The 22,618-nt window shown below is 72.9% G+C and carries 16 protein-coding genes and 3 pseudogenes; 11 read left to right on the top strand and 8 right to left on the bottom strand.

All coding sequences use genetic code 11. The features are described from left to right. Window positions 1–65: 65 nt before the first annotated feature. Window positions 66–1,508, bottom strand: coding sequence for an aminotransferase class I/II-fold pyridoxal phosphate-dependent enzyme (locus tag JF597_RS44190; protein WP_294010156.1), 1,443 nt, complete (start codon window positions 1,506–1,508; stop codon window positions 66–68). A 129-nt stretch (window positions 1,509–1,637) separates the two neighbouring features. Between JF597_RS44190 and JF597_RS44185 the strand changes: the two genes are divergently transcribed. Beyond that, a complete protein-coding gene (locus JF597_RS44185) occupies window positions 1,638–2,129 on the top strand; it encodes a MarR family transcriptional regulator (RefSeq protein WP_294010153.1) in 492 nt (163 codons plus the stop codon). Window positions 2,130–2,270: 141 nt separating this feature from the next. Next, window positions 2,271–4,667, top strand: coding sequence for a SpoIIE family protein phosphatase (locus JF597_RS44180; protein WP_294010151.1), 2,397 nt, complete (start codon window positions 2,271–2,273; stop codon window positions 4,665–4,667). Window positions 4,668–4,784: 117 nt separating this feature from the next. On the opposite strand, the pseudogene JF597_RS44175 reads toward JF597_RS44180, so the two are convergent. After that, window positions 4,785–5,803: pseudogene (locus tag JF597_RS44175) on the bottom strand (aldo/keto reductase). A gap of 130 nt (window positions 5,804–5,933) precedes the next feature. Here JF597_RS44175 and JF597_RS44170 point away from each other — a divergent pair. After that, window positions 5,934–6,512 carry a TetR/AcrR family transcriptional regulator gene (locus JF597_RS44170; RefSeq protein WP_294010148.1) on the top strand — a complete coding sequence of 193 codons (579 nt, stop codon included), beginning with the start codon at window positions 5,934–5,936 and terminating at the stop codon, window positions 6,510–6,512. Window positions 6,513–6,621: 109 nt separating this feature from the next. After that, window positions 6,622–7,077 (top strand): annotated as a pseudogene (locus tag JF597_RS44165) (dehydrogenase); the annotation flags it as partial. Window positions 7,078–7,146: 69 nt separating this feature from the next. Here JF597_RS44165 and JF597_RS44160 read toward each other — a convergent pair. Further along, a complete protein-coding gene (locus JF597_RS44160) occupies window positions 7,147–8,352 on the bottom strand; it encodes an FAD-dependent monooxygenase (RefSeq protein WP_294010145.1) in 1,206 nt (401 codons plus the stop codon). A 136-nt stretch (window positions 8,353–8,488) separates the two neighbouring features. Here JF597_RS44160 and JF597_RS44155 point away from each other — a divergent pair, with 136 nt between their 5' ends. The 3 genes from JF597_RS44155 (at window position 8,489) to JF597_RS44145 (ending at window position 11,125) form a co-directional block, all read left to right on the top strand. Next, window positions 8,489–9,307 (top strand): TetR/AcrR family transcriptional regulator, encoded by an 819-nt coding sequence (locus JF597_RS44155; protein ID WP_294010143.1) that lies wholly within the window; start codon window positions 8,489–8,491, stop codon window positions 9,305–9,307. 29 nt (window positions 9,308–9,336) lie between these two features. Further along, complete coding sequence (locus JF597_RS44150) at window positions 9,337–10,212, top strand: PhzF family phenazine biosynthesis isomerase (RefSeq protein ID WP_294010141.1); 876 nt, start codon at window positions 9,337–9,339, stop codon at window positions 10,210–10,212. 295 nt (window positions 10,213–10,507) lie between these two features. Then, entirely contained in the window at window positions 10,508–11,125 is a 618-nt protein-coding gene (locus JF597_RS44145; RefSeq protein WP_294010138.1) for a TOPRIM nucleotidyl transferase/hydrolase domain-containing protein, read from the top strand. Here JF597_RS44145 and JF597_RS44140 read toward each other — a convergent pair. Then, window positions 11,112–11,999, bottom strand: a complete 888-nt coding sequence (locus JF597_RS44140; RefSeq protein ID WP_294010136.1) for an LLM class F420-dependent oxidoreductase — start codon at window positions 11,997–11,999, stop codon at window positions 11,112–11,114. The genes JF597_RS44145 and JF597_RS44140 overlap by 14 nt on opposite strands. A gap of 217 nt (window positions 12,000–12,216) precedes the next feature. Here JF597_RS44140 and JF597_RS44135 point away from each other — a divergent pair, with 217 nt between their 5' ends. Continuing rightward, window positions 12,217–13,389, top strand: coding sequence for a right-handed parallel beta-helix repeat-containing protein (locus JF597_RS44135; protein WP_294010133.1), 1,173 nt, complete (start codon window positions 12,217–12,219; stop codon window positions 13,387–13,389). A gap of 75 nt (window positions 13,390–13,464) precedes the next feature. Here JF597_RS44135 and JF597_RS44130 read toward each other — a convergent pair whose 3' ends face one another. Then, complete coding sequence (locus JF597_RS44130) at window positions 13,465–15,999, bottom strand: hypothetical protein (protein ID WP_294010130.1); 2,535 nt, start codon at window positions 15,997–15,999, stop codon at window positions 13,465–13,467. A 175-nt stretch (window positions 16,000–16,174) separates the two neighbouring features. After that, window positions 16,175–17,233 (bottom strand): chitinase, encoded by a 1,059-nt coding sequence (locus JF597_RS44125; protein WP_366916530.1) that lies wholly within the window; start codon window positions 17,231–17,233, stop codon window positions 16,175–16,177. 198 nt (window positions 17,234–17,431) lie between these two features. Here JF597_RS44125 and JF597_RS44120 point away from each other — a divergent pair, with 198 nt between their 5' ends. Then, window positions 17,432–18,472 (top strand): C40 family peptidase, encoded by a 1,041-nt coding sequence (locus JF597_RS44120; protein ID WP_294010127.1) that lies wholly within the window; start codon window positions 17,432–17,434, stop codon window positions 18,470–18,472. Window positions 18,473–18,557: 85 nt separating this feature from the next. Here JF597_RS44120 and gndA read toward each other — a convergent pair whose 3' ends face one another. Then, on the bottom strand, window positions 18,558–19,997 hold the full coding sequence (gndA, locus tag JF597_RS44115; RefSeq protein ID WP_294010124.1) for an NADP-dependent phosphogluconate dehydrogenase: 1,440 nt from the start codon (window positions 19,995–19,997) through the stop codon (window positions 18,558–18,560). Window positions 19,998–20,342: 345 nt separating this feature from the next. Here gndA and JF597_RS55810 point away from each other — a divergent pair, with 345 nt between their 5' ends. Both JF597_RS55810 and JF597_RS44105 read left to right on the top strand, forming a co-directional pair. Further along, window positions 20,343–21,020, top strand: coding sequence for a peptidoglycan DD-metalloendopeptidase family protein (locus tag JF597_RS55810; protein WP_366916531.1), 678 nt, complete (start codon window positions 20,343–20,345; stop codon window positions 21,018–21,020). 75 nt (window positions 21,021–21,095) lie between these two features. Beyond that, entirely contained in the window at window positions 21,096–22,067 is a 972-nt protein-coding gene (locus JF597_RS44105) for a glycosyl hydrolase (protein ID WP_294010121.1), read from the top strand. On the opposite strand, the pseudogene JF597_RS44100 reads toward JF597_RS44105, so the two are convergent. After that, window positions 22,064–22,618: pseudogene (locus JF597_RS44100) on the bottom strand (zinc ribbon domain-containing protein); the annotation flags it as partial. The gene JF597_RS44105 and the pseudogene JF597_RS44100 overlap by 4 nt on opposite strands.

The raw sequence follows: 22,618 nt of genomic DNA, 5'->3' as shown, positions 1-22,618 counted from the left end.
GCCCTCGTCGAGCCCGACCAGGACGGTGCGCGCGGCATGCCCGGCGGATGAGGAGCCGCCCCGGACTAGCGGGCGGACTCCTTCGGTGCGCTCGGGTGTGCGACCACCCGCTCCACCCTCTCGTGCAGGGCCTCGACGTGGTCCTCCGACTCCGGCTTCATGAGGACGCTGCGCAGGATCCGGGCGCCGTCCGCGTCCGCCGTGATCTTGGGGTGGCGGGCGGCGAAGGCGGCGCGGTCGGCCTTGAGGGTGCTGAGGAAGACCGGGTCGGGGGCGGCCATGCCGTCGGCCAGGACGCGGGCGGAGGCGGCGTCGACCGCGGTGAGGGCGGCCGGTTCGGTGGCCGGGAAGCAGGTGACGATGTCCAGTTGGGGGCGCTGGTAGAGCTCCAGGACGTCGGAGGCCTCGATCAGGTCCGCCCAGCGCAGGGCGGCCCGGCGCCCGGCCGCCAGTACCTTGCCGAGGCCGTCGGGCGTGGGCGGCAGGAGCCGGAAGGTGAGCCACAGGGCCGCCGCCGCGGCGCCGGCGCGGGAGCACTCCAGGCTGATCTCGCCCAGGTGGAGCTCGCCGGAGGTGAAGTAGGTGTACGGCGAGTCGTGCAGGTAGAAGCGGCCGACCTCGGGGTCGCGGAAGAGGACGGCCCCGCAGCCGTACGGCTGGAGTCCGTGCTTGTGCGGGTCGACGACAATCGAGTCGGTCCGGGCGAGGGCCCGCCAGGGTTCGGGCGGCAGTCCCTCGGGGCCGTCGGCGCCGGCGAGGAGCGTGAAGAAGCCGCCGTAGGCCGCGTCGACGTGGACGCGGACGCCGTGCCGCTCGGCGAGCGGCAGGATCTCGTGGACGGGATCGACGGCACCGAGCCCGGTGGTGCCCGCGGTGACGACGACGGTGCCGACGTCACCGGTCTCCAGGACGTCCGCCAGCGCGTCGAGGTCCATCCGGCCGCGGTCGTCGGTGCGGACGGGATGGCTCGTCATGTCCAGGACGTGGCACATGCGGCCGTGGGTGTAGTGGGCGTCGGCACTGTGCGCGACGCCCCGGCCCGGGTGGAGTTCGCGGGCGACGAAGAGCGCTTCGAGGTTGGCGACGGTGCCGCTCGTGGTGAGGTGGCCGAGCGGAGCGTAGTCGGAGCGCATGGGGGCACCGCCCACGCCCGAAGGCCTGTCGGGGAGCGTGTCGTACCCGAACATCGCCGCGAGCTGTGCGACCGCCTCGCGTTCCATGGCCGCCGTGGCGGGGCCGCCGTCCAGGGCGTGGTTGTTGGGGTTGATCAGCATCGCGGTGAGGTGGCCGACCACCGAGGCGGGGTGCGGGGGCTTGAGCATCTGGCCCGCGTAGTGCGGGTGGAAGAAGGGGTAGTTGTCCTTCAGCCGGTCCGTGAACTCCGCGAAGACCGGCGCGAAGCGGTCGTCGGCGACGTCGAGGGACGGGTGGGGCCGGTACGGGCCGAAGGTGTCGGCCCACTCCTGTACCGCCTCGGTGGCCCGGCCGAGCCAGTGCTGCAGATCCACGGATCGTCCTCTCGCTCTCGCTCGCGATGCCCCCACCGTACCATTTAATTGACTAGTCAGCAATCAACTGCGCAGTAATCGACTAGTCAGTAATCATCGGTGAGTGCGGTCGCAGTAAGGTCGGTCGCGATGAACTCCACGTCCCGGCACGACGCCGAAGCCGCCGCCCGCGCCGCCAACAGCCCGCTCGTCCGGGACTTCGGGCTGCTGATCACGTCCGCCACCCGCCTCGAGCAGCGCATCGACAGCGCGCTGCGGAGCGAGTGCGGGATCAGCCACACCATGCTGGAAGTGCTGATACTGCTCTGCCGGCGGTCCGGCGAGGAGGTCTCCCAGCGGCAGCTCGCCGACGGCCTCACGCTCACCAGCAGCGGCACCACCCGCCTGATCGACCGGATGGAGGAGGCCGGACTGGTGCGGCGGGTGCCGTCCCCCGGCGACCGGCGGGTGGCCCTGGTGGAGCCGACCGCCGAGGGGCACAGGACGTTCCTCGGCGCGGCCGACGTGCACGCCCGGGTCGTGGAGGAGTTCTTCGTCGGGCCGCTGACGGCCGACGACTACACGCGGCTGACCGGCGCACTGGCCGCGATCGACCGGGCCCTGCGCGAGGGCACGGGCTGAAGCCTGCGCCAGGGCACCGGCTCAAGGACCTCACCCGATACGGCGGCGCCCCCGGCCGCGGCCCGAGCGCGAGTGCCGCCGCTTGAAGGGGGTTCGGCACGGCGGGATCCTGGGAGGGGTACCCGGACATCCGGAGGCACCATGGAGGGACACGTACCCCTCGTACCGGAGGACCTGGCGGTCGTCGTCGACGCCGGCGGGGCGGTCCTGGTGTGGAGTGCGGGCGCCCGGCGGCTCCTCGGGTACGAGTCCGCGGAGGTCGTCGGCCGTTCCGTGCTGACGCTGCTCGCCGCCGACCTGCCGGTGTCCGCGTGGCGCCACCTCGCCGCCGGGCAGCGCTGGTCCACCGAGGCGGCGCTGCTGCACCGCAACGGCGACCGCCTCCAGGGCCTTCCGCTCGACGCCGGCACCGGCCGCCCGCTGTGGCTGGTGACCGGTGCCGTGCGGGCGCCCCTGTCCGGCCGGGACCAGCCCGGGGCGGGCGCCCTGTGGGACCTCACGCTCTCCCAGCTGCCGATGCCGGTGGCGATCTACGACCGGGAGGCCCGGCTCGTCGCCGCCAACAAGGCCATGACCCGGATCATGGGCATGCCCGTGGAGGAGATGCGGGGCAAGGCCCTCTCGGAGATCGAGCCCAGGCAGCCGTGGCTGGAGTACGACCGTCTCCAGCGCCAGGTCCTGCGCACCGGGAAGCGGATGTTCCTGGAGGAGCAGAGCCAGGCGCCCGGCGAGATACGGGAGCACTCCTGGTCGATGTACTTCTCCGCGCTGACGGACGAGACCGGCGCCGTGCAGGGCCTCTCCGCGGTCGTCTTCGACACCACGGAGCAGTACTGGGCCCGCCGCCACCTGGCCGTCCTCAACGAGGCCGGCATACGCATCGGCACCACCCTGGACGTGACCCGCACCGCCGAGGAACTGACCGAGGTGGCCGTGGCCGGGTTCGCCGACTTCGTCACCGTCGACCTGCTGGAGTCGGTCGCCCTCGGCGACGAGCCGGAGCCGCTGAGACCGGGTGAGCCGGTCTCCGTGCGCCGGACGGCACAGCGGTCGGTGCTGGCGGGCTGCCCGGAGTCGGTGGCCGACCCCGGCGAGGCGTTCCGCTACCCGGTGGACACACCCCCGATGTGGACGCTGCTCGCCGGCCACGGCACCCGCCACCGGCCCGGCGACCCCGGCATGCAGGAGTGGATCAAAAGCTCCCAGGCCCGCGCCGACACCGTCGCCCGGCACCGGATCCACTCGGTGCTGATGGTCCCGCTGCGGGCCCGCGGCGTCACCCTCGGCCTCGTCCACTTCCTGCGGCACCGCACCCCCGAGTCGTTCACCGAGGACGACCAGCGGCTCGCGGAGGAGATCGTCGCCAGGGCCGCGGTGAGCGTGGACAACGCCCGCCGCTACACCCGCGAGCGCCGCACCGCCCTCGCCCTGCAGCGCAGCCTGCTGCCCGGCCGGCCGCCCGGCCTGGCGGCGACGGAGGTGGCCTACCGCTACCTGCCCACCGGCTCCGGTGCGGACGTCGGCGGCGACTGGTTCGACGTGATCCCGCTCTCCGGCGCCCGGGTCGCCCTGGTCGTCGGCGACGTCGTCGGCCACGGCATCCGCGCCTCAGCGACGATGGGCCGCCTGCGTACGGCGGTACGGACGCTGGCGGACGTCGACCTCGCCCCCGACGAACTCCTCACCCAGCTGGACGACCTTGTCATCCGGCTCGACCGCGAGGAGGGCCCGGAGGTGCCCGGCCGGGCGGAGGCGGCGTCGTCCGGCGAGGTCGGCGCGACCTGCCTGTACGCCGTGTACGACCCGGTGACCCGCCGCTGCACGATGGCCCGCGCCGGTCATCCGCCGCCGGCCCTGGTCACCCCCGGCGGCGACGTCCGCTTCCTCGACCTCCCGGCCGGGCCGCCGCTCGGCCTGGGCGGCCTGCCCTTCGAGTCCGTCGAGGTGGAGCTCGCGGAGGGCAGCCTGCTCGCCCTCTACACCGATGGCCTGGTGGAGACCGCCGGCCACGACATCGAGGTGGGCCTCGGCCTGCTCCGCAGCGCCCTCGCCGACCCGGCCGCCCCCCTGGAGGAGACCTGCGACCACGTCCTGCGCACGGTCCTGACCGACCGTCCGGCCGACGACATCGTCCTGCTGCTGGCCCGGACCTCCGCCCTGGACACCGCGAAGGTCCGCACCTGGCAGCTCCCCCAGCACCCGGCCGCCGTCGCCGGGGCCCGCAAGATGGCCTGCGAGCAGCTGGAGGCCTGGGGCCTGACGGACGCGGCCTTCGCCACCGAACTGATCGTCAGCGAACTGGTCACGAACGCGGTCCGCTACGGCGACGGCCCGATCGCCCTGCGCCTGATCCGCGACGCCTCCCTCATCTGCGAGGTCTCCGACGGCAGCAGCACCGCCCCGCACCTGCGCCGGGCCCGCGTCTACGACGAGGGCGGCCGGGGCCTGCTCCTGGTCGCGCAGGTCTCGGAACGCTGGGGCAGCCGCCAGACACCCACCGGCAAGACGATCTGGGCGGAACAGCCCCTCCCCACCTGATCCGTAAGCCCGGCAGGGCAGCGGCCGGTCGCGGCCACTCAGCCCGTGACCTCGCCGAGCCTCGCGTCGCAGCCCACCAGGTAGCCCAGCAGGGGCAGCGAACAGCCCAGGAGTTGGTCAGCGGCGGCGCAGGGCCGGGTCGAGCAGCGCGGGCGGGGTGTCGAACTTCTCGTGTGCGGCCAGGTCGGTGCCGGGGGCGACGATCGCGTCGACGGCGTCCAGGACGTCCGCGGAGAGCACGGTGTCGGCGGCGGCGAGCTGGGAGCGCAGGTGGTCCTGGGTGCGGGGGCCTATGAGGGCGCTGGTGACGGCGGGGTGTGCGGTCACGAAGCCGAGAGCGAGCTGGATCAGGGTCAGCCCGGCCCCGTCGGCGACGGCGGCCAACCGCTCCACCGCGTCGAGCCGTGCCTGGTTGACCGGAAGGCCGAGGTCGAAGCGGTCGGGCAGGGACTGCGAGCGACTGGTGGTGATGGACCGGCCCCTGCGCACGGCGCCGGACAGCCAGCCGGAGGCCAGCGGGCTCCACACCAGCACGCCCATCCCGTACTCCTCGGTCACGGGCAGGACATGGGACTCGACTCCCCGCTGGAGGATGGAGTAGCTGGGCTGTTCGGTGACGTACCGGCTCAGGTGGTGCTCGCGGGCGGCCCACTGGCCCTGCACGATCCGGTACGCCGGGTAGGTCGAGGAGCGAAGTGGCGGATCTTCCCGGCGCGCTGCAGATCGGTCAGCGCCGAGAGGGTCTCCTCGTCGCTGGTGGCCGGGTCCCAGCGGTGTATCTGGTAGAGGTCGACGTGGTCGACGCCGAGTCGCCGCAGGCTGTTCTCCAGCTCGGTGACCAGCCACCGCCGTGACCCGCCCCGGTGATTGTGCTCGTCCCCCATCGGCATGCCGGCCTTCGTGGCCAGCACGATGTCGTCACGGCGGCCGGCGATGGCCTTGCCGACCATCTCCTCCGACTCGCCCTGCCCGTACATGTCGGCGGTGTCGATCAGATTGATCCCGGCGTCCAGGGCGGCGTCGACGATCGCGGTCGCCTCCTCCTGGGTGGTCCGCCCGATCGCTCCGAAGTTCATCGCGCCGAGCCCGAGCGCGCTGACCTGTACACCGGTACGGCCCAAGGTGCGGTACTGCATGGCTGTTTCTCCCCACAGACATAAACGGTACGACGTCCCGTTTCACGTCTTCGACGATACGGAACGCTGTCCCGTTTCGCAACGCCCCGATAGAGTGACGGCGGACGGAGCACCCGATGAAGGACGCACGATGAAGGACGAGGAGCAGGCGGTCCGGCCCCGGCGGGCGGACGCCCGGCGCAACGAGACGACCCTGCTGGAGGCAGCCGCGGCGGCGTTCGTCGCGTCCGGCGTCGAGGCGCCGGTGCGCGACATCGCGGCCCGGGCGGGCGTCGGCACGGCGACGATCTACCGGCACTTCCCGACCCGCGCCGACCTGATCATCGCCGTCTACCGGCACCAGGTGGAGGCCTGCGCCGAGGCCGGCCCGGCCCTGCTGGCCGACGCCCCGAGCCCGTACGACGCACTGCGCCGCTGGATCGACCTCTTCGTGGACTTCCTCGTCACCAAGCACGGGCTCGCCGCGGCCCTGCGCTCCGACCAGGCGGGCTTCGACGCCCTCCACGCCTACTTCCTGGACAGCCTGGTCCCCGTCTGCACCCGGCTCCTCGAGGCGGCGGCCGAGTCCGGCGAGATCCACACCGACCTGGCCGCCATCGAACTGATGCGCGGTGTCGGCAACCTCTGCATCGGTGCGGAGAACGACCCCGGCTACGACGCCCGCCGCCTGGTCGGCCTTCTCGTGACGGGGCTCCGCCACGCGGCATGACACGCCGGGGATCGGTACGGCCTGCGCACCTGATCGGCCGAGGGTCCCGGACCACGCGACCTCCGGCCGGGCGCGACCGCGTCCAGGCGACCTCCGGGCGGGCGCCGGCATCGCCCGCGCGCTGGGCGCGTCCACCGTCCACCACGTCGACCCGGACCCGGGACACCGGGAGATCGCCCGGGGCTTCGGCGCCACCACGGCCGAGACCCTCGACCCGCCGGTCCACCACGGCTTCGACATCGCGGTCGAGGCGACCGGCCGCGTCGACCAACTGGCCCTGGCGCTGCGGTCCCTGGCACCGGAGGGCATCTGCGAATCCGCGGGCAACCACTTCCGCCCCGGCGAACTCCCCCTCCTCGACATGTACCTCACCGGCGTCGCCCTCCGCGTCGCCCGCGACAACGTCCGCGCCCACATCCCCGACGCCCTCGCCCTGGCCGGCTCCGGCAAGGTCGACCCGGCCCGCGTCGCCTCCCACGTCCTCGACTGGGAACAACTGCCCGAGGCCCTCCCGGAGAAGCACCTCAAGCCGGTCTTCGTACGGGACCGCCGCGCCGTGGCGTGACGCTCACGCGGGCCGCCCGGCTCCTGCCCCTGCCTCCGCCTCCGCCTCTGCTCCCGATCCTGCGCCTGCTCACGCTCCTGCTCCCGCTCCGGTGAACATGGCGATGAGGCCGTGCGGGGAGTCGTCGCCGAACATGCGCTCGTGGAGATCGGCCGCCTCGGCGGCCTCCGCGGCGCTGCGGAGGAACATGGCCTGCTCGTACGCGGTCAGCGCGGCCTCGGTGTCGCCCGGGTGGGCCGCGAGGGCCTTGCCGAGTTCGGCACCGTCGTACATCGCCAGGTTGGCGCCTTCGCCGTTCGGGATCATGAGGTGGGCGGCGTCACCGAGCAGGGTCACCCCCGGCACCCGGTCCCACCGGTGGTCGGCGGGCAGGGCGTACAGGGGGCGCAGGACCGGCGCACTCTCCCCGTCGGTGATCAGCGCGGTGAGCTCGGGGGCCCAGCCGTCGAACTCCGCCGCGATCCGCGCGGCGACCGCGGCAGGACCGGCAGGACCGGCAGGACCGGCGGGACCGGCAGGACCGGCAGGACCGGCAGGACCGACGGAACCGGCCGCCCCGGTGAAGCCCGCGTCGGCGAACCACTCCCGCGGCCTGCGCAGCGCCACGTAGGTGTGGAGGGTCCCGCCGGTCTCCCGGTGGGCCTGGATGCCCTTGCCCGGCGCGAGCGCGAACATCGCCCCACCGCCGACCGCCTTCGCGGCGGCCGGGTGCCGGGTGTCGGCGTCGTACAGGTAGGTCTCGACGAACGAGGTGCCGGTGTACGCGGGTACGGCCGCGGACAGCACCGGCCGCACTCGTGACCACGCGCCGTCCGCGCCGACCAGCAGGCCCGTGGCGACGGCGGTGCCGTCGGCGAACGTCACCTCGTGGCGGCCCTCGCCGAGGGCGCGGACGGCGTTGGCCTTGCGGCCCCAGCGGACGGTGCCGGCCGGAAGCGATTCGAGCAGGAGCCGGCGCAGCTCGCCGCGCAGCACCTCGGGGCGGCCCCCCGTGCCGTCGTCGGCCTCCTCGAAGAGCACGGTGCCGTCGGCGGCGAGGGCCCGGGTCGCCTCGCGGCCCTCCAGGACGAGGGCGCGGAACTCCTCGTACAGGCCTGCCTCCCGGAGCGCCGGCTGGCCGTTGTGCTCGTGGATGTCGAGCATCCCGCCCTGGGTGCGTGCCGCCGGGGAGGCCTCCGCCTCGTAGACGGCGGCCGGGATGCCGTGGACGTGCAGGACACGGGCGAGCGTGAGGCCGCCGAGTCCGGCTCCGATGATCGTGACGGGCGTGCGCATGGTGACTCCTCCGAGGAAGGGCAGAGCAGGGCCGGGCTCTTGTGGCCGGCCGCCACCCGAAGAGAGTGGAACGGCATTCCAGTCTGGAACGTCGTTCCATGTTGGAACGACGCTCCAGGCATGTCAAGATGGCGCCATGGCAACGCGGACACACCGCTCACAGCGGCGCACGGACGCGCTCTCCCGCGAGCGCATCGTCGAGGCCGCCGTCGAGCTGCTCGACACGGCCGGCGAGAGCGGGCTGACGTTTCGGGCGCTGACCGAACGCCTCGCCACCGGGCCCGGCGCGATCTACTGGCACGTGGCGAACAAGGACGAGCTGCTCGCCGCCGCCACGGACGCGGTCGTCACCGCCGCCGTGGCCGTCGGATCCGCCGCCGGGGCCCCGCGGTCGGAGTCGGCGGGGGCGGGGGCGGGGGCGGGGGCGGGGACTCCGGCCTCGCCGCAGGACGGGGTCCGCGCCGTCGCGCTCGGACTGTTCGACGCGATCGTGCGGCATCCCTGGCTCGCGACGCAGCTCGCCGCGCAGCTCTCCCGCAACCCCTGGGGGACGGTGACGCCGCGGATCTTCGAGAGCATCGGTCAGCAGGTCCGCGCCCTCGACGTGCCCGAGAGCAGCTGGTTCACGGTGACCTCGGCGCTGGTCCACTACGTCCTCGGCGCCGCCGGCCAGAACGCCGTGAACAGCTCGAGCGCCCGTGCGCTCCCACCCGGCGTGGACCGCGCCGGGTTCCTCGACACCGTGTCCACGGCGTGGCGGGAACTCGACCCCGACGACTACCCGTTCACCCGGGCCGTCGCGGACCAGATGCGCGGGCACGACGACCGCCGGCAGTTCCTCGACGGCATCGATCTCGTCCTCGCCGGCATCACCGCCACCCACCACCGCCGGCCGGACGACGTCGGCGCCCAGGAAGACGTCCAGGAAGACGCCCAGGAAGACGTCCAGGAATAGCCGTCGGTCCGCCCCACGTTGCCGCGACCATGACGACCAACGCGGCCCGGCCCGAGATCCTGCGCTACACCGCCTTCTCCAGTTCGCCCGAGGGGGGCAACCCTGCCGGTGTCGTGCTGGACGCCACCGGTCTGGACGACGCCGGCATGCTCGCCGTCGCCGCCGAACTCGGTTACTCCGAGACCGCGTTCCTGACGGCTCCCCCGGAGGGGCTCGGCGGTCAGGACGGACGCGCGTACACCGTCCGTTACTTCAGCCCCAAGGCCGAGGTGCCGTTCTGCGGGCACGCCACCATCGCGACCGCCGTGGCGCTCGCCGAGCGGATCGGCCCCGGGGAGCTGGTGTTCGCCACCCGCGCCGGCACCGTGCCGGTGGCGGTGACCGAGGAGGGCGGGGCGGTCCGGGCCACGCTCACCAGCGTCGCACCGCACACCGAGGAGATCGCCGACGCCGACCTCGCGGAGGCGCTGGCGGCGCTCGACTGGCCGGCCGCCGATCTCGACCCGGCCTTCCCGCCCCGCGTCGCGTTCGCCGGCGCCCGCCATCTCGTGCTCGCGGCGGCGACCCGCGCCCGCCTCGCGGACCTCGCCTACGACTTCGCCCGCCTCGAAGCGCTGATGCACCGCCTGGACCTGACCACCGTGCAGTTGGTGTGGCGCGAATCGGCCACCGTCTTCCACGTCCGGGACCCGTTCCCCGTCGGCGGGGTCGTCGAGGACCCGGCGACCGGCGCCGCGGCCGCCGCGTTCGGCGCCTACGCCCGTGAGCTCGGCCTGGTCTCCGAGGACGCCGTCCTCACCCTCCACCAGGGCGCGGACCTGGGCCGCCCCGGCGAACTCACGGTGACCCTGCGCACGGGCGACCCGCGCGTGCACGTCGGCGGCACCGGCACCCGTATCGCCTGAGCCTCCGGCCCCCGGGTCCGGCGGCGCCCTCGATATTCCGTGGCACCGCCGCCGGCCCCGGGCGCAGACTCGTCCCATGACGGACACGCCGGACACCCCGGACGCGGCGGACACAACAGACGGCGCGAACGCGACAGCCGGCACGGACGCAGCACCCACGGCGGTATCCGGCGGCGCCGGGCCGGACGGTGATCGCCCGCGGGCCCGTGGGGACTGGTCGCGCAGTTCCCCGCGCCCCTCGGGGGCGACTGCCCCGCCGCCAGACGAAGCAGCGGCCGGGGCGCACGCGGCGCGTGTGCCTGGCATGGCCGCCTTCCGGGAAGCCGTCCGCGCCTGGGCCGGCGGTGGTCCGGAGGCCCCCGCACGGGAGCTCGCTGGCCGGCTCGGCGTGCGGGTCGCCGTACTGCTCGAAGGGCCCAGCGACCTCGCGGCCCTCGAGGCGCTGGCCGCCCGGCGCGGCCGGGACCTGGCGGCCGAAGGGGTCTGCGTGCTGTCGATGGGCGGGGCGATGAACGTCGGCCGGTTCGCGCACCTCCTCGGCCCCACCGGCCTCGGCCTGCGCCTGACCGGGCTCTGCGACGAACGCGAACGCCCCTACTACGCCCGTGGCCTGGAGCGGGCCGGCGCCGCGCAGCACGGCATCTTCGTCTGCGCGGCCGACCTGGAGGACGAGCTGGTCCGTGCCCTCGGCCCGCCCCGGGTCGCCGAACTCGTGCACGCCGAGGGCGACCACCGGGCCCTGCGCACCTTCCTGAACCAGCCAGCCCAGCAGGGCCGCACCGCGCAGCAGAAGTTCCGCCGCTTCCTGGGTACGACGTCGGGCCGCAAGATCCGTTACGGGCGGGTCCTCGTCGAGGCCCTGGACCCCGACCGCGTCCCCGCACCGCTCGACGCCCTGCTCACGGCGCTCTGAGCCGAGCCCCCGGGCCCGGCTGCCCGCCCGCCGGCTGCAACGCCCCGGCCAGCGCCCGGTACGCCGGCAGCGGGTCGGTGCCGGCGGCATGCAGCACCTGCAGCGCCACATGGTCGGCGCCCGCGTCCAGATGGGCTCGGACACCTTCGGCCACCCGGCCCGTGTCGCCGTGCACGATCAGCGCGTCGAAGAGGCGGTCGCTGCCGCCGTCCGCGAAGTCGGTGTCGTCGAAGCCGAGGCGGCGCAGGTTGCCGACGTAGTTGGTCAGGCCCAGGTACAAGCCGAGCGTGGCGTCGCCGATCGCGCGGGCTCTGGCGGGGTCCGCCTCCAGGATCACCTTCTGCTCGGGGGCTAGGAGCGGTCCGGCGCCGAGGAGCTCGCGGGCCCGGCGGGTGTGCTCGGGGGTGACGAGGTAGGGGTGCGCGGCCGCCGTGCGGTCGCCGGCCAGCCGCAGGACGCGGGGGCCGAGGGCCGCCAGCGCCCGCCGGGCGGCCGGGACACCGCCCGCGTCGAGGACGTCCAGGTAGGCGTTGAGGGCCTCGTACGGCCGTACGAACTCCTTCGTCGCCTCCGGGTGGCCGGCGCCGATGCCCAGCAGGAACCGGTCCGCGTGGCGTTCGGCGATGCGCCGGTAGGCGCGGGCGACGCGGTCGGCCGGGAGGGACCAGATGTTCACGATGCCGGTGGCCACCACCAGGCGGTCGGTGGCGTCCAGCAGCCGTTCGGCCTCGGTCAGGTCCGGGTCGGTCACGTTGCCGAGCCAGAGGGTGCCGTAGCCCAGGCCTTCGAGCGCGACGGCCAGTTCGGGTTCGGTCCGGTCGTGGCGCCACACACCGATGGCACCGAGGGCGATCTTGCGAGGGATCTCGTCCATGGACCGGACAACCGGGGGCCCGGGACCCATATTCCGATCGCCGTCGAAATAACACGTCCGGGACATCCCCTTCACGACCCCGTCAGGACATCCCCATCGATCACACTCATGAACTGCATTTATATACATGGCTATTGACGCGCCCACGCCACCCTTCTAGCTTCGCAGAGAAAGCGCTTTCCGCAAGGACCCGCACGGAGACGAACGGAGACGAACGATGCACGTGAGACCAGTCATCGCGGCCGTCGGCCTGCTCGCCGGCACGCTCGTCGCACTGTCAGGCGGCCCCGCCCAGGCCGCGTCCACGGTGCTGTACGTGGCGCCGAGCGGCACTGACAGCGCGGCGGGCACCCAGTCGGCGCCGACCACGCTCACCTCGGCGATCAGCCGCATCGCCGCGGGCGGCACGATCTACCTGCGCGGCGGGACGTACACCTACTCCGCCACGGTGACCATCCCGGCCGGTTCCAACGGCACCGCCAGTGCCCGCACCACGCTCTCCGCCTACCCGGGCGAGACCCCGGTGCTGAACTTCGCCGCGCAGAGCGAGAGTTCCTCGAACCGGGGCATCCAGCTCTTCGCCAACTACTGGCACCTGTACGGCCTCACGGTCGAGCACGCCGGCGACAACGGCATCTACGTCGGCGGCAGCAACAACGTCGTCGAGCGCACCGTGACCGCCTACAACCGGGACACGGGACTGCAGCTCGGCCGGATCTCCTCCAGCACGCCCAGCAGCCAGTGGCCGGCGAACAACCTGGTCGTCAGCTCCGAGTCGCACGACAACGCCGACAGCGACGGCGAGGACGCGGACGGGTTCGCGTCCAAGCTGACCACCGGCACCGGGAACGTCTTCCGGTACGACGTCTCGCACAACAACATCGACGACGGCTGGGACCTGTACACGAAGACCGACACGGGAGCCATCGGGCCGGTCACCATCGAGTACTCGCTCTCCTACGGCAACGGCACGCTGAGCGACGGCAGCCAGAGCGGCGACGGCGACCGCAACGGCTACAAGCTCGGAGGCGACGACATCGCCGTCAACCACGTGGTGCAGCACGACATCGCCTACGGGAACGGGCACCACGGGTTCACCTACAACAGCAACCCCGGCACGATGACCGTCTCGAACAACGTGGGCATCGACAACGCCGAGCGCAACTTCTCGTTCGACAAGGGCACTTCGGTGTTCCGTACCAACACCTCGTGCCGGTTCGCCGACGGCGGCTCCAACGACAAGACCGTCGGCGACGCGGACAGCTCCAACCAGTTCTGGACGGGCACCAACGGCTCCCGCTGCACCTCCTACGCGGGCGCCCTCGGCTGGTCCTTCGCCTCGTCCGGCAAGCTGAACGTCACCTTCGGCGGGAAGGTCGTCAACCCCTAGCCGCCGGCCGCACACGACTCGGCCCGGGCGTCCACAGGGTGTGGACGCCCGGGCCGGACCGGCGGCGCTCGGGGTTCAGTTCCGTACCGTCAGGTACAGCCAGCCGCCCCAGGTGTCCGCGTTGCTCGTGTCCTTGGAGCTGTGGACGTACTCCGTCCGCACCCGGAACCGCTGGTTCACCGCGTGGGTGAGGGCCAGGTGGGTCACGCCGGTGCTGTTCGGGTCCATGGAGAAGCACGAGGACGTCGCGATGGTGTGCCAGGCGCGGCTGTAGTACTCCTGGGCCTGGAACTTCATGCACTGCCCGGACTTGTCCGGGGTCACCGTGCCGACCACCTGAGGCTGCACGGTGTGGTGGTACACGCGGTAGCCGATCCCGCCGTAGGTGGTGCTGGTGTAGTAGCCGCCCAGCTTCTCCGCGATCTTCACCTGGGTGGCCGCGGAGTGGGTGGCCGTGGCGGGGGCGTAGCGGTAGTCGCCCGCGAAGGACGCCGTGTAGACGGTGGTGCGGGTGGGCTTGTACGTCGCCTTGAGGTTGCCCTTGCCGTCGACCGTGCCGGTCTTCAGGAGCGTCTTCCTGCCACCCGCGGGCGTGGCGTAGACCGAGACCGTACGGCCGTTGTACGTGGTGCCCAGGTGGGCGGTGACGGTGGCCGTCGCGCCGTAGGCGTACGTCGACTTGTCCGTGGTGACCGTGACCGCCGACCTGGCGCGGGACACCTGGACGATCGCCGAGGCGGTGGCCGCCTGGTGGGCCGCGTCGCCCGGGTAGCTCACGGTGTAGGTGTTCGCGCCGCCGACGGCCGGGGTGTCCTCCACCGTGATCGCGCCGTCGGCCGCGACGGGCGCGGTCCAGGTCGCCGGGGTGGTGGTGTGGGCGGCGTCGGTGCGGGTGACGGTGACCGTCTCGCCTGTGGGGTAGGGCCCGTCGCCGAGGCTGCCGGTGAGGGAGAGGGCCGCGGCGCGGGTGGCGGTGGCGGGGGCCTTCAGGGTGAGGACCGGGGCGTACGGGGAGATCTGAAGGGTCGCGTCGCTGGTGGTCGGCTCGTGGATGGCGTCGCCCGCGAAGGAGAGGTGGTAGGTGAAGCGTCCGGCGGCCGCCGGGTCGTCGGTCACCGTGAACTCGGTGGTGTCCGGGTCGACGGTCACCGACGGGAGCTGGACGGTCTCCTGGGTGTCCTCGTTCGTGCGGGAGACGTCGACCTCGGTGCCCGGCCGGAGGCTCCCGAGGCGCAGTTCGGTGGTGAGCGTGTCCTTGAGCACGACCGAGTGCGGGGTCGCGGAGTCGACCTCCGGGAAAGCGATGCCCGTGGACAGCCGGGCCACGTACACCGTCAGGCTCGCGGTCGCGGCACGGTGGGTGGTGTCTCCGGCGTACGACACCTGGTAGGTGTACCTGCCCGCGTCCGGCCGGGTGTCGCTGATGCCGAACGTGCCGTCGGCGCCGACCGTGGCGTCGGGCAGCGGGTCGCCGTCGCGGGTGACCTGGAGGGCGGCGCCGGCCGGGAGGACGCCCCTGGTGGCGAGGGCTCCGGTGAAGGTGAACTGCTCGGTGGGGGCCGCGTACTGGGGCGGGTTCAGGGTCAGGGTGGTGTCGGTGAGCTTCGCGGAGCCGAGCACGCCGAGGGTGTAGGCGCCGGAGGAGTCCCGGGTGACGGCGTAGAGCGTGGTGCCGTCGCCGCCCCAGGTCAGGCCGTCCGGGGCGACGGTGGTGCCGGAGGGGAAGGTGACGTGGTTCTCCGCCAGTTTGCCGTCCACGTAGACGTAGAGGCCCGCGGTACTGGCCGAGGCGATCGTGCCGTCGGTGTCGAGCGCGACCGAGCCCGGGCCCACGCCACCGGTGTAGTACGGGGCGGAGTCGGCACGCAGCAGGTCCGAGGTCCGGTAGGTCTCCAGCGCGGGCTGCTGGGTGGCGGCGAGCAGCACGGTGGCGCCGTCGCCGGTGACCTGGAGCCCGGTCGCGGTGCCGCCGTAGACGTCGGTGTCGGCCTTGGCGGTCGCCGTGCCCGAGGAGACGTCGAAGGTCGCCACGTGGCTGAGGCTCTGCAGCGGCTCCTCGGCGGCGAGCACTCCGCCGCCGGCCGCCAGCAGGGGCGGGACCGACCAGTGGGACAGCGCGGGCGTGGAGACCGTGCCGGACGCGTCGACGGAGCCGATCGCGCCCGTGCCGTCGGCCTTCTCGTAGCCGTACCAGACCTGGCCGCCCGCCACCGCCACGGAGACGGGCGCGCTGCCGGTGCCGGTCGCGTAGCGGGCGGACTCGGTGAGCGTCGCGGTGTCGATGGCGGCGACCGCGTCCCCGTCGGCGAGGGCCGCGTAGAGGGTCGAGCCGTCGGCGGAGAGCGCGAGACCCGTGGCCCCCTGCTCGTCCGTGATGGTGCTGACCGGGGTGCCGGACAGGTCGGTCACCAGGATGCCGGTCGAACCGGCGCCCTGGCTGAAGAACAGGTGCTGATGGGCGGTGTCGGCCACCATGTGCGCGTAGTGCGACAGCGGCAGTGACGCCGTGCTGTCGGCCAGAGCGGCGGGGCCGGTGAGGCCGACGGTGACGGTGGTCAGCCCGGCGACGACGGATGTCGCCGCCGTGAGCGAGACCTGCTTGAGGCGCATGGAGCTCCGGGAACAGGATGATCAGAAGGTGAGGTGGCTGTGCGGACGATAACCGGTCCCGGTGGCCGCATTGTTGTCCGAAAACCTGATCTTCACCATGTCCCGGCAAAGACTCGGCTCGCGCTCCCCGGCGGTCGGTGCGCCGGGGACCGCGGGCCCCGCCCGTCTGCCGGCCCTACCGGCGCGGGCCGCCGAAGCGGGCGAAGGTGTGGCTGAAGTACCAGGGGTCCTGGGCTATTCCGGAGCAGGCGTTGGCGCCGCCGGTGCCGACGCAGTCGCCGTTGTCGCGCTGGAGGGCCCAGAAGGAGAGGGTGTCGATGCCCTGGGCGGCGGCCCAGCGCTCGACCGTCGCGGCGTTCTGGGTGGTGAAGGTCTCCGCGGGCCCGAAGTCGTCGATGCCGGGCATCTCGGTGACGCCGACCATGCCCCACAGGTCCTTGGCGCTCTTGTGCGGGAAGAGGGCGTGGAGCTGGGCGTGCAGGCCGTCCGCGGCGGTCTTCGTGTCGGCGGCCATGTCGTGGGCGGCGCCGTCGTAGTAGTCGAAGGTCATGATGTTGACGACGTCCACGCGCGCGTGGTTGGCGACGGCGTTCTGGAGGACGGCGAGGCCGTTGTCCTCCAGGCCCTTGGTGGTCGTCGGCAGGGTGTAGGAGAACTGGAGCGGGTGTCCGGTGCGTTCGGCCCAGTGCTCGGCCTTGGCGACGGCCTTGTTGCGGCGGTCGATTCCGGCCGTGTTGGCGAGGGAGTCCGCTTCGATGTCGAGGTCGATGCGGCTGATGCCGTAGGTCGTGACGAGCTTCTCGTAGACGCCGGCGACGGCGTCCACGTCGGTGCAGCTGTCGGCGAGTTCGGTGCCGGTGGTGTCGGCGCCGTAGCCGCCGAAGGAGGGGATGGCGTTGCCGCCGCGGGCCTGGAGGGCGGCGATGTCGGCGCCGAAGGTGCCCGGGGCTATGGGCTGGGTGGCGTCGCCGTTCCAGTCGGCGGTGCAGGAGCCCGCGTCCGGCGTCTGGAGGAAGGCGAGGGTCAGGTACTTGTTGCCGGACTCGACGGCGAGCGCGGCCGGGCTCTCGCCGGTCCAGGCCTCGAAGTAGGGGGCCGCGACGTGGGCGGGCATCGGCTTCACGTGGTGCGAGGCGGCGTGCGGATCGGCGTGCGCGGCGCCTGCCCCGAGGGCAACGAGCGCGGCGGACAGGGCGGTTGCGGGCAGGGCGTGCAGGGCACGAGTGGGTCTCATGGACGCCCATGGTTGGACTAGACCAATTGACTGTCAAGGTTCTTTACAACCACCAGACCCTTTCGTTCGATGCACCGTCAGGCGACGGCCATCTCCGGTCAGTTCCGGCCAAGAATTTTCATGCGAAGATTTGAACCGACCATAAGACAGTCATTAGGGTCTGTTGCCTGAACCTCTGCTCGGAAGGAGCTCGCCTCCGTGGCGTCCCACCGTCGTGCCAAGCAGCCGGGCCGTGCCCGTGTCACCGTGCTCACCTCCGCCGCCGCTGCCGCCGTGGCCCTCAGTTCACAGGCGGCCAACGCCGCGCCCGTAGCGAAGCCGAGCAAGGACGAGGTCAAGTCCCGGGTCGACAAGCTCTACGAGGAGGCCGAGCAGGCCACCGAGAAGTTCAACGGGGCCAAGGAGAAGCAGGAGAAGCTCCAGAAGCAGATATCCGCGCTCCAGGACTCGGTCGCCCGTGGGCAGGACGAGCTGAACGAACTCCGGGACGGCATCGGCTCCATGGCCACCGCCCAGTACCGCAGCGGCGGCCTCGACCCGTCCCTCCAGCTGTTCCTCTCCTCCGACCCGGACAGCTACCTGGACAAGGCCTCCACCCTCGACCAGCTGAGCGGCCAGCAGGTCGAGACGCTGAAGAAGATCCAGGCCAAGCAGCGCGAACTGGCGCAGGAGCGGGCCGAGGCGACCGGCAAGCTCAAGGACCTGGCCGCCACCCGCACCGAACTCGGCAAGAAGAAGAAGGAAGTCCAGGCCAAGCTCGCCGAGGCGCAGAAGCTGCTCAACAGCCTCACCGCCGCCGAGAAGGCCGCCCTCGCCGCCGACCAGGACCGCGCCAGCCGCTCCGCCAGCGAGCGCGTCGACCTCGGCAACGACACCTCCGCCACCGGCAGGGCCGCCGCCGCGTTCGCCGCCGCCAAGACCCGGCTCGGCACCCCGTACGTCTACGGCGCCACCGGCCCGTCCTCGTTCGACTGCTCGGGCCTGACCTCCTGGGCCTACGCGCAGGCAGGCGTCTCCATCCCGCGCACCTCCGAGTCCCAGTCGACGATCGGCACGAAGATCTACTCGACCTCCGGCCTCCAGGTCGGCGACCTGGTCTTCTTCTTCAACGACCTGCACCACGTGGGCCTCTACGCGGGCAACGGGCAGATCCTGCACGCCCCGCGCACCGGCACGGTCGTCCGCTACGAGTCGATGTCCACCATCGGCGGTCCGTTCATGTTCGGCGTCCGCGTCTGACCTGCGGTCGGCCCGGCCGACGGAACCTCCTCACCAACGCCCCGTCTGAAACGCCCCTTACGGGGCGCTGCAGACGGGGCGCTGCTCAGCCCTCTGTCTCGGGACGGCCCTCCGTTGCCCAGTGGGTGTGGAAGGTGCCGGGGCGGTCGGTGCGGGCGTAGGTGTGGGCGCCGAAGTAGTCGCGCTGGCCCTGGAGGAGGGCCGCGGGGAGTCGGTCGGCGCGGAGGGTGTCGTAGTGGGCGAGCGCCGCCGAGAACGCCGGTACGGCAATGCCCCGGCGGGCCGCGGACGCGACCGTCTCCCGCCACGGCACCTGCGCGTCGGCGATCTCCTTCGCGAACTCCTCCTCGGCCAGCAGGCTGACGAGGTCCGGGTCGGCCCGGTAGGCCGCGCGGATCCGGTCCAGGAAGGACGCGCGGATGATGCAGCCGCCCCGCCAGATCCGGGCCACCGCCCCGAGGTCGATCTTCCAGCCGTACTCGGCGGCCGCGTCCTGGATCATCGTCCAGCCCTGGTCGTAGGCGATGACCTTCGAGGCGTACAGGGCGTGTTCGACGCGGGAGGCGAAGCGGTCGGCCTCGGTGGCGCTGAGCGGTGGGGTGGTGCCGCCGGGCAGCCCGGCGTAGGCGGCGCGCAGTTCGCGGCGGCCGGACGCGGCGCGGGCGAAGGTCGCCTGGGCGATCGCGGTGACCGGGGAGGCCAGGTCCAGCGCGGTCTGCACGGTCCAGCGCCCGGTGCCCTTCTGGCCGGCCGCGTCGGCGACGACGTCGACGAAGGGCGCGCCGGTGGCGGCGTCGACGTGCGAGAGCACCTCCGCCGTGATCTCGATGAGGTAGGAGCCGAGGCGGCCGCCGTTCCACTCCCGGAAGATGTCGGCGATCTCGGCCGGCGCGTACCCGCCGACCTGGCGCAGCAGGTCGTAGGCCTCCGCGATGAGCTGCATGTCGGCGTACTCGATGCCGTTGTGGACCATCTTCACGAAGTGCCCGGCGCCGTCCGCGCCGACGTGCGTGGCGCACGGCTCGCCGCCCACCTTCGCGCTGATGTCCTCGAACATCGGCCCGAGCACGGCGTACGACTCGGCGGAACCGCCCGGCATGATCGAAGGCCCGTGCAGCGCGCCCTCCTCGCCGCCGGAGACGCCGACGCCGACGAAGTGCAGGCCCTTCTCGCGCAGGGCGGCCTCGCGGCGGCGGGTGTCGGCGAAGTGGGCGTTGCCGCCGTCGATGACGATGTCACCGGGTTCGAGGAGCGGCACGAACTCGTCGATGACGGCGTCGGTGGCGGCGCCCGCCTGCACCATGATCATGAGACGGCGGGGGCGTTCCAGGGCGGCGACGAACTCGGCGGCGGTCTCGGCGCCGACGAAGTCGCCCTCGCTCCCGTAATCCTCGATCAGCGCGCGGGTGCGGGCCGGGGTGCGGTTGTGGACGGCGACCGGGTAGCCGTGCCGGGCGAGGTTCCGGGCCAGATTGCGGCCCATCACGCCCAGGCCGGTCACGCCGATGGCTGCGGATGCGTTCACGGGGGGGGCTCCGTTCTGCGGACGCGTGCTGTGCCCGGAGGTACGGGCGGACGGCGGGCGGGCGTTCAGCCGGGCCGGGCCGATCATCCGAACAGGCGAAAGTCGTGGCGTCGGGCGCGTGGGGCCGCCTCCCGGCGAGCCGCCCGTCAGAGGATCCGAAGATGCGAACGGATGATCTACGGCTCCTCACCGCCGCGTTGGTGCTCCTCCTGACCGGCGCGTTCCTCACCACACCCGCCAAGGCCGCCCAGCGCCCGGCCCACTGCGCCTTCGGCACGCGCAGCACCTCACCTCGGAACACCCACAAAGACGGCACCGACCGCGCCGACGGCAGCCACCGCACCGATCACGCCGATCGCACCGCCCGCTGGACCGCGCCCACCGTCCGCTACCGGCTCTCCGCCCGGTACGCCGCCAGGGGCCGCCTCTGGAGACACCGGCACACCGGCCAGGACTTCGCCGTCGACGCCGGGACGCCCGTGTACGCCGTCGGCCCCGGCCGCGTCGTGGCAGCGACCTGCGGCGACGCCTTCGGCAACCAGACACCATCCCGACGGCTACTACACCCAGTACGCCCACCTGTCCGTCATCAACGTCCGCCGCGGCCAGCGCGTGTCGGCGGGCCAGCGGATCGGCTCCGCCGGGTCCACGGGCAACGCGGAGGGCCCCCACCTCCACTTCGAGGTCCGCACCACCCGGCACCTGGGCTCCGAGGTCGCCCCGCTGCCGTGGCTGCGGAGCCACGGCGTGAGCGTGCCCGGAACACCGTCGCCCGCACACCCCCACCCGGCCCCGGCCGCCACGGCGTCACCGACACCCGTCAGGCCACCCGCACGGACGGGGACCGACGCGTCGGGGCACCGCCGGCCGGCAAGGCCGCACAGGGCTCCGAGGCCGCACAGAGTCCCGGCGAGACAGTGGATCCCGACGACGGTGTGGGATCCGGCGACGCTGTGGAACCTGACGGCCCGTGGCGATCTGCCGCCGACGGACGCCGGTGCTGCGGCCGGGCCCCGGCCGTAGCACGCCCTAGCACGCAGGGTCACGGTATGACCACATGGCGTGGACCCCGTGTGCGGAGCGGCCAGACTGCCTCCCATGGCACGTCTGAGGTTCCTGTGGGTCGCCGCGCTGGTCGCCCTCCTGCTGCTGCCCGTGTCCCGGCCGGAGGTCCCGCGGCCCGCCGCGCCCGGGCCCTTCGGGGCGTACGTCGGGTACGGCGCGGACGGGGTACGGCGGGTGGCGGCGCTCGGGAGCTGGCTCCGGGACCGGCCCCGGGTCGGGCACACCTACCTGCCCGGGGACGTGTGGCGGAACATCGAGGGCGCCCCGGACTTCGTGCGGCTGTGGGCCCGTTGGCGGCAGGCCGAACCCGACCGGCTCCTCGTCCTCAACGTGCCGATGCTCGAACACACCGAGGCACACGTCCCGGACGCCGAGGTGCGCCGCCAACTGCGGCTCGGGGCGGTTGGGCTGTACGACGTCCACTTCCGTGCCCTGGGCCGCCGGCTGGTCGCGGTCGGCGCGCCGGACACCGTCGTCGTGCTCGGCTGGGAGATGAACGGGGACACGTACACCCATCGCTGCGGACCGGACCCGGCCGCCTGGCGGGCGTACTGGCGGCGGATCGTGACGGCCATGCGGTCGGTGCCGGGCGCCCGGTTCCGGTTCGACTTCGCGCCCAACCGGGGGCGGGACGCCGTCCCCTGGACCGCGTGCTATCCGGGGGACGGGTACGTGGACGTGCTGGGGATGGACGCGTACGACGCCCCGCGCGGGATGTCCTTCCAGGAACAGGTCGCCGAGCCGTACGGGCTGCGGGCCCAGGCCGACTTCGCCCGGGCCCACGGCAAACCGGTCTCGTACCCCGAGTGGGGGCTGTACGAGAACGGCGACGATCCGGCGTACCTGCGCGGCATGCTCGACTGGTTCGCGAGCAGCCGCCCGCTGTACCAGACCATCACCGACTACTGCCCGCACGGCGTGTGGCAGTGCGGCGGCAACCCCAGGTCCACGGCCGTGTACCGGTCCCTGATGAGGAGCCGGCCGGTCCCCCTCCGCCGCCGCTAGGAGTTCGCGCTGGACGGGCCGAAGAACTCGATCTCGGCGATGGCGACCTGGGTGCGGGCCGACGCCTGGTACGACGAGTCGATCGTGAACCGGACGGAGACGACGTCCGCCGCCCGCAGGTTGCGGGTCTGGCCGCCGGACGCCTGGTCGAGGACGATGTCGCGGGTCAGGGTCTTGCCGTCGGCGGTCTTGATGGTCGCCGTCAGACGGTGCGGCAGGGCCGACTTGTTCAGCTGCTCGTTGTGGGTCGACTCGCCGGAGGTGATGACGACGTTCAGGAGACGGGTCGGCTCGTCGAAGTGCGCCTCGACCCACTCGCCCTCGCCGGCGCCGGCGATGCCCGGGCCCCACCACGTGTTGTTGAGCTTGTCGAAGAGGAGTTCCGGCTTGTGGCCCGCGTACGCGCGGGAGGCGCGGTAGCTGTCCGGGGAGACCGGGGCGCGCTTGGCGAAGTGGTCGCGGGTGGCGCTGACCGCCTTCGGCGTGTTGATCGCCAGGACCGTGACGCCGGTGAGGACGACGGCGGCGACGATCCAGGTGAGGACGCGGTC

The sequence above is a fragment of the Streptomyces sp. genome, assembly GCF_019510245.1.
GTDB lineage: Bacteria > Actinomycetota > Actinomycetes > Streptomycetales > Streptomycetaceae > Streptomyces.
Note: the sequence above shows the minus strand (reverse complement) of the source record. Positions and strands in the feature narration are given on the sequence as shown.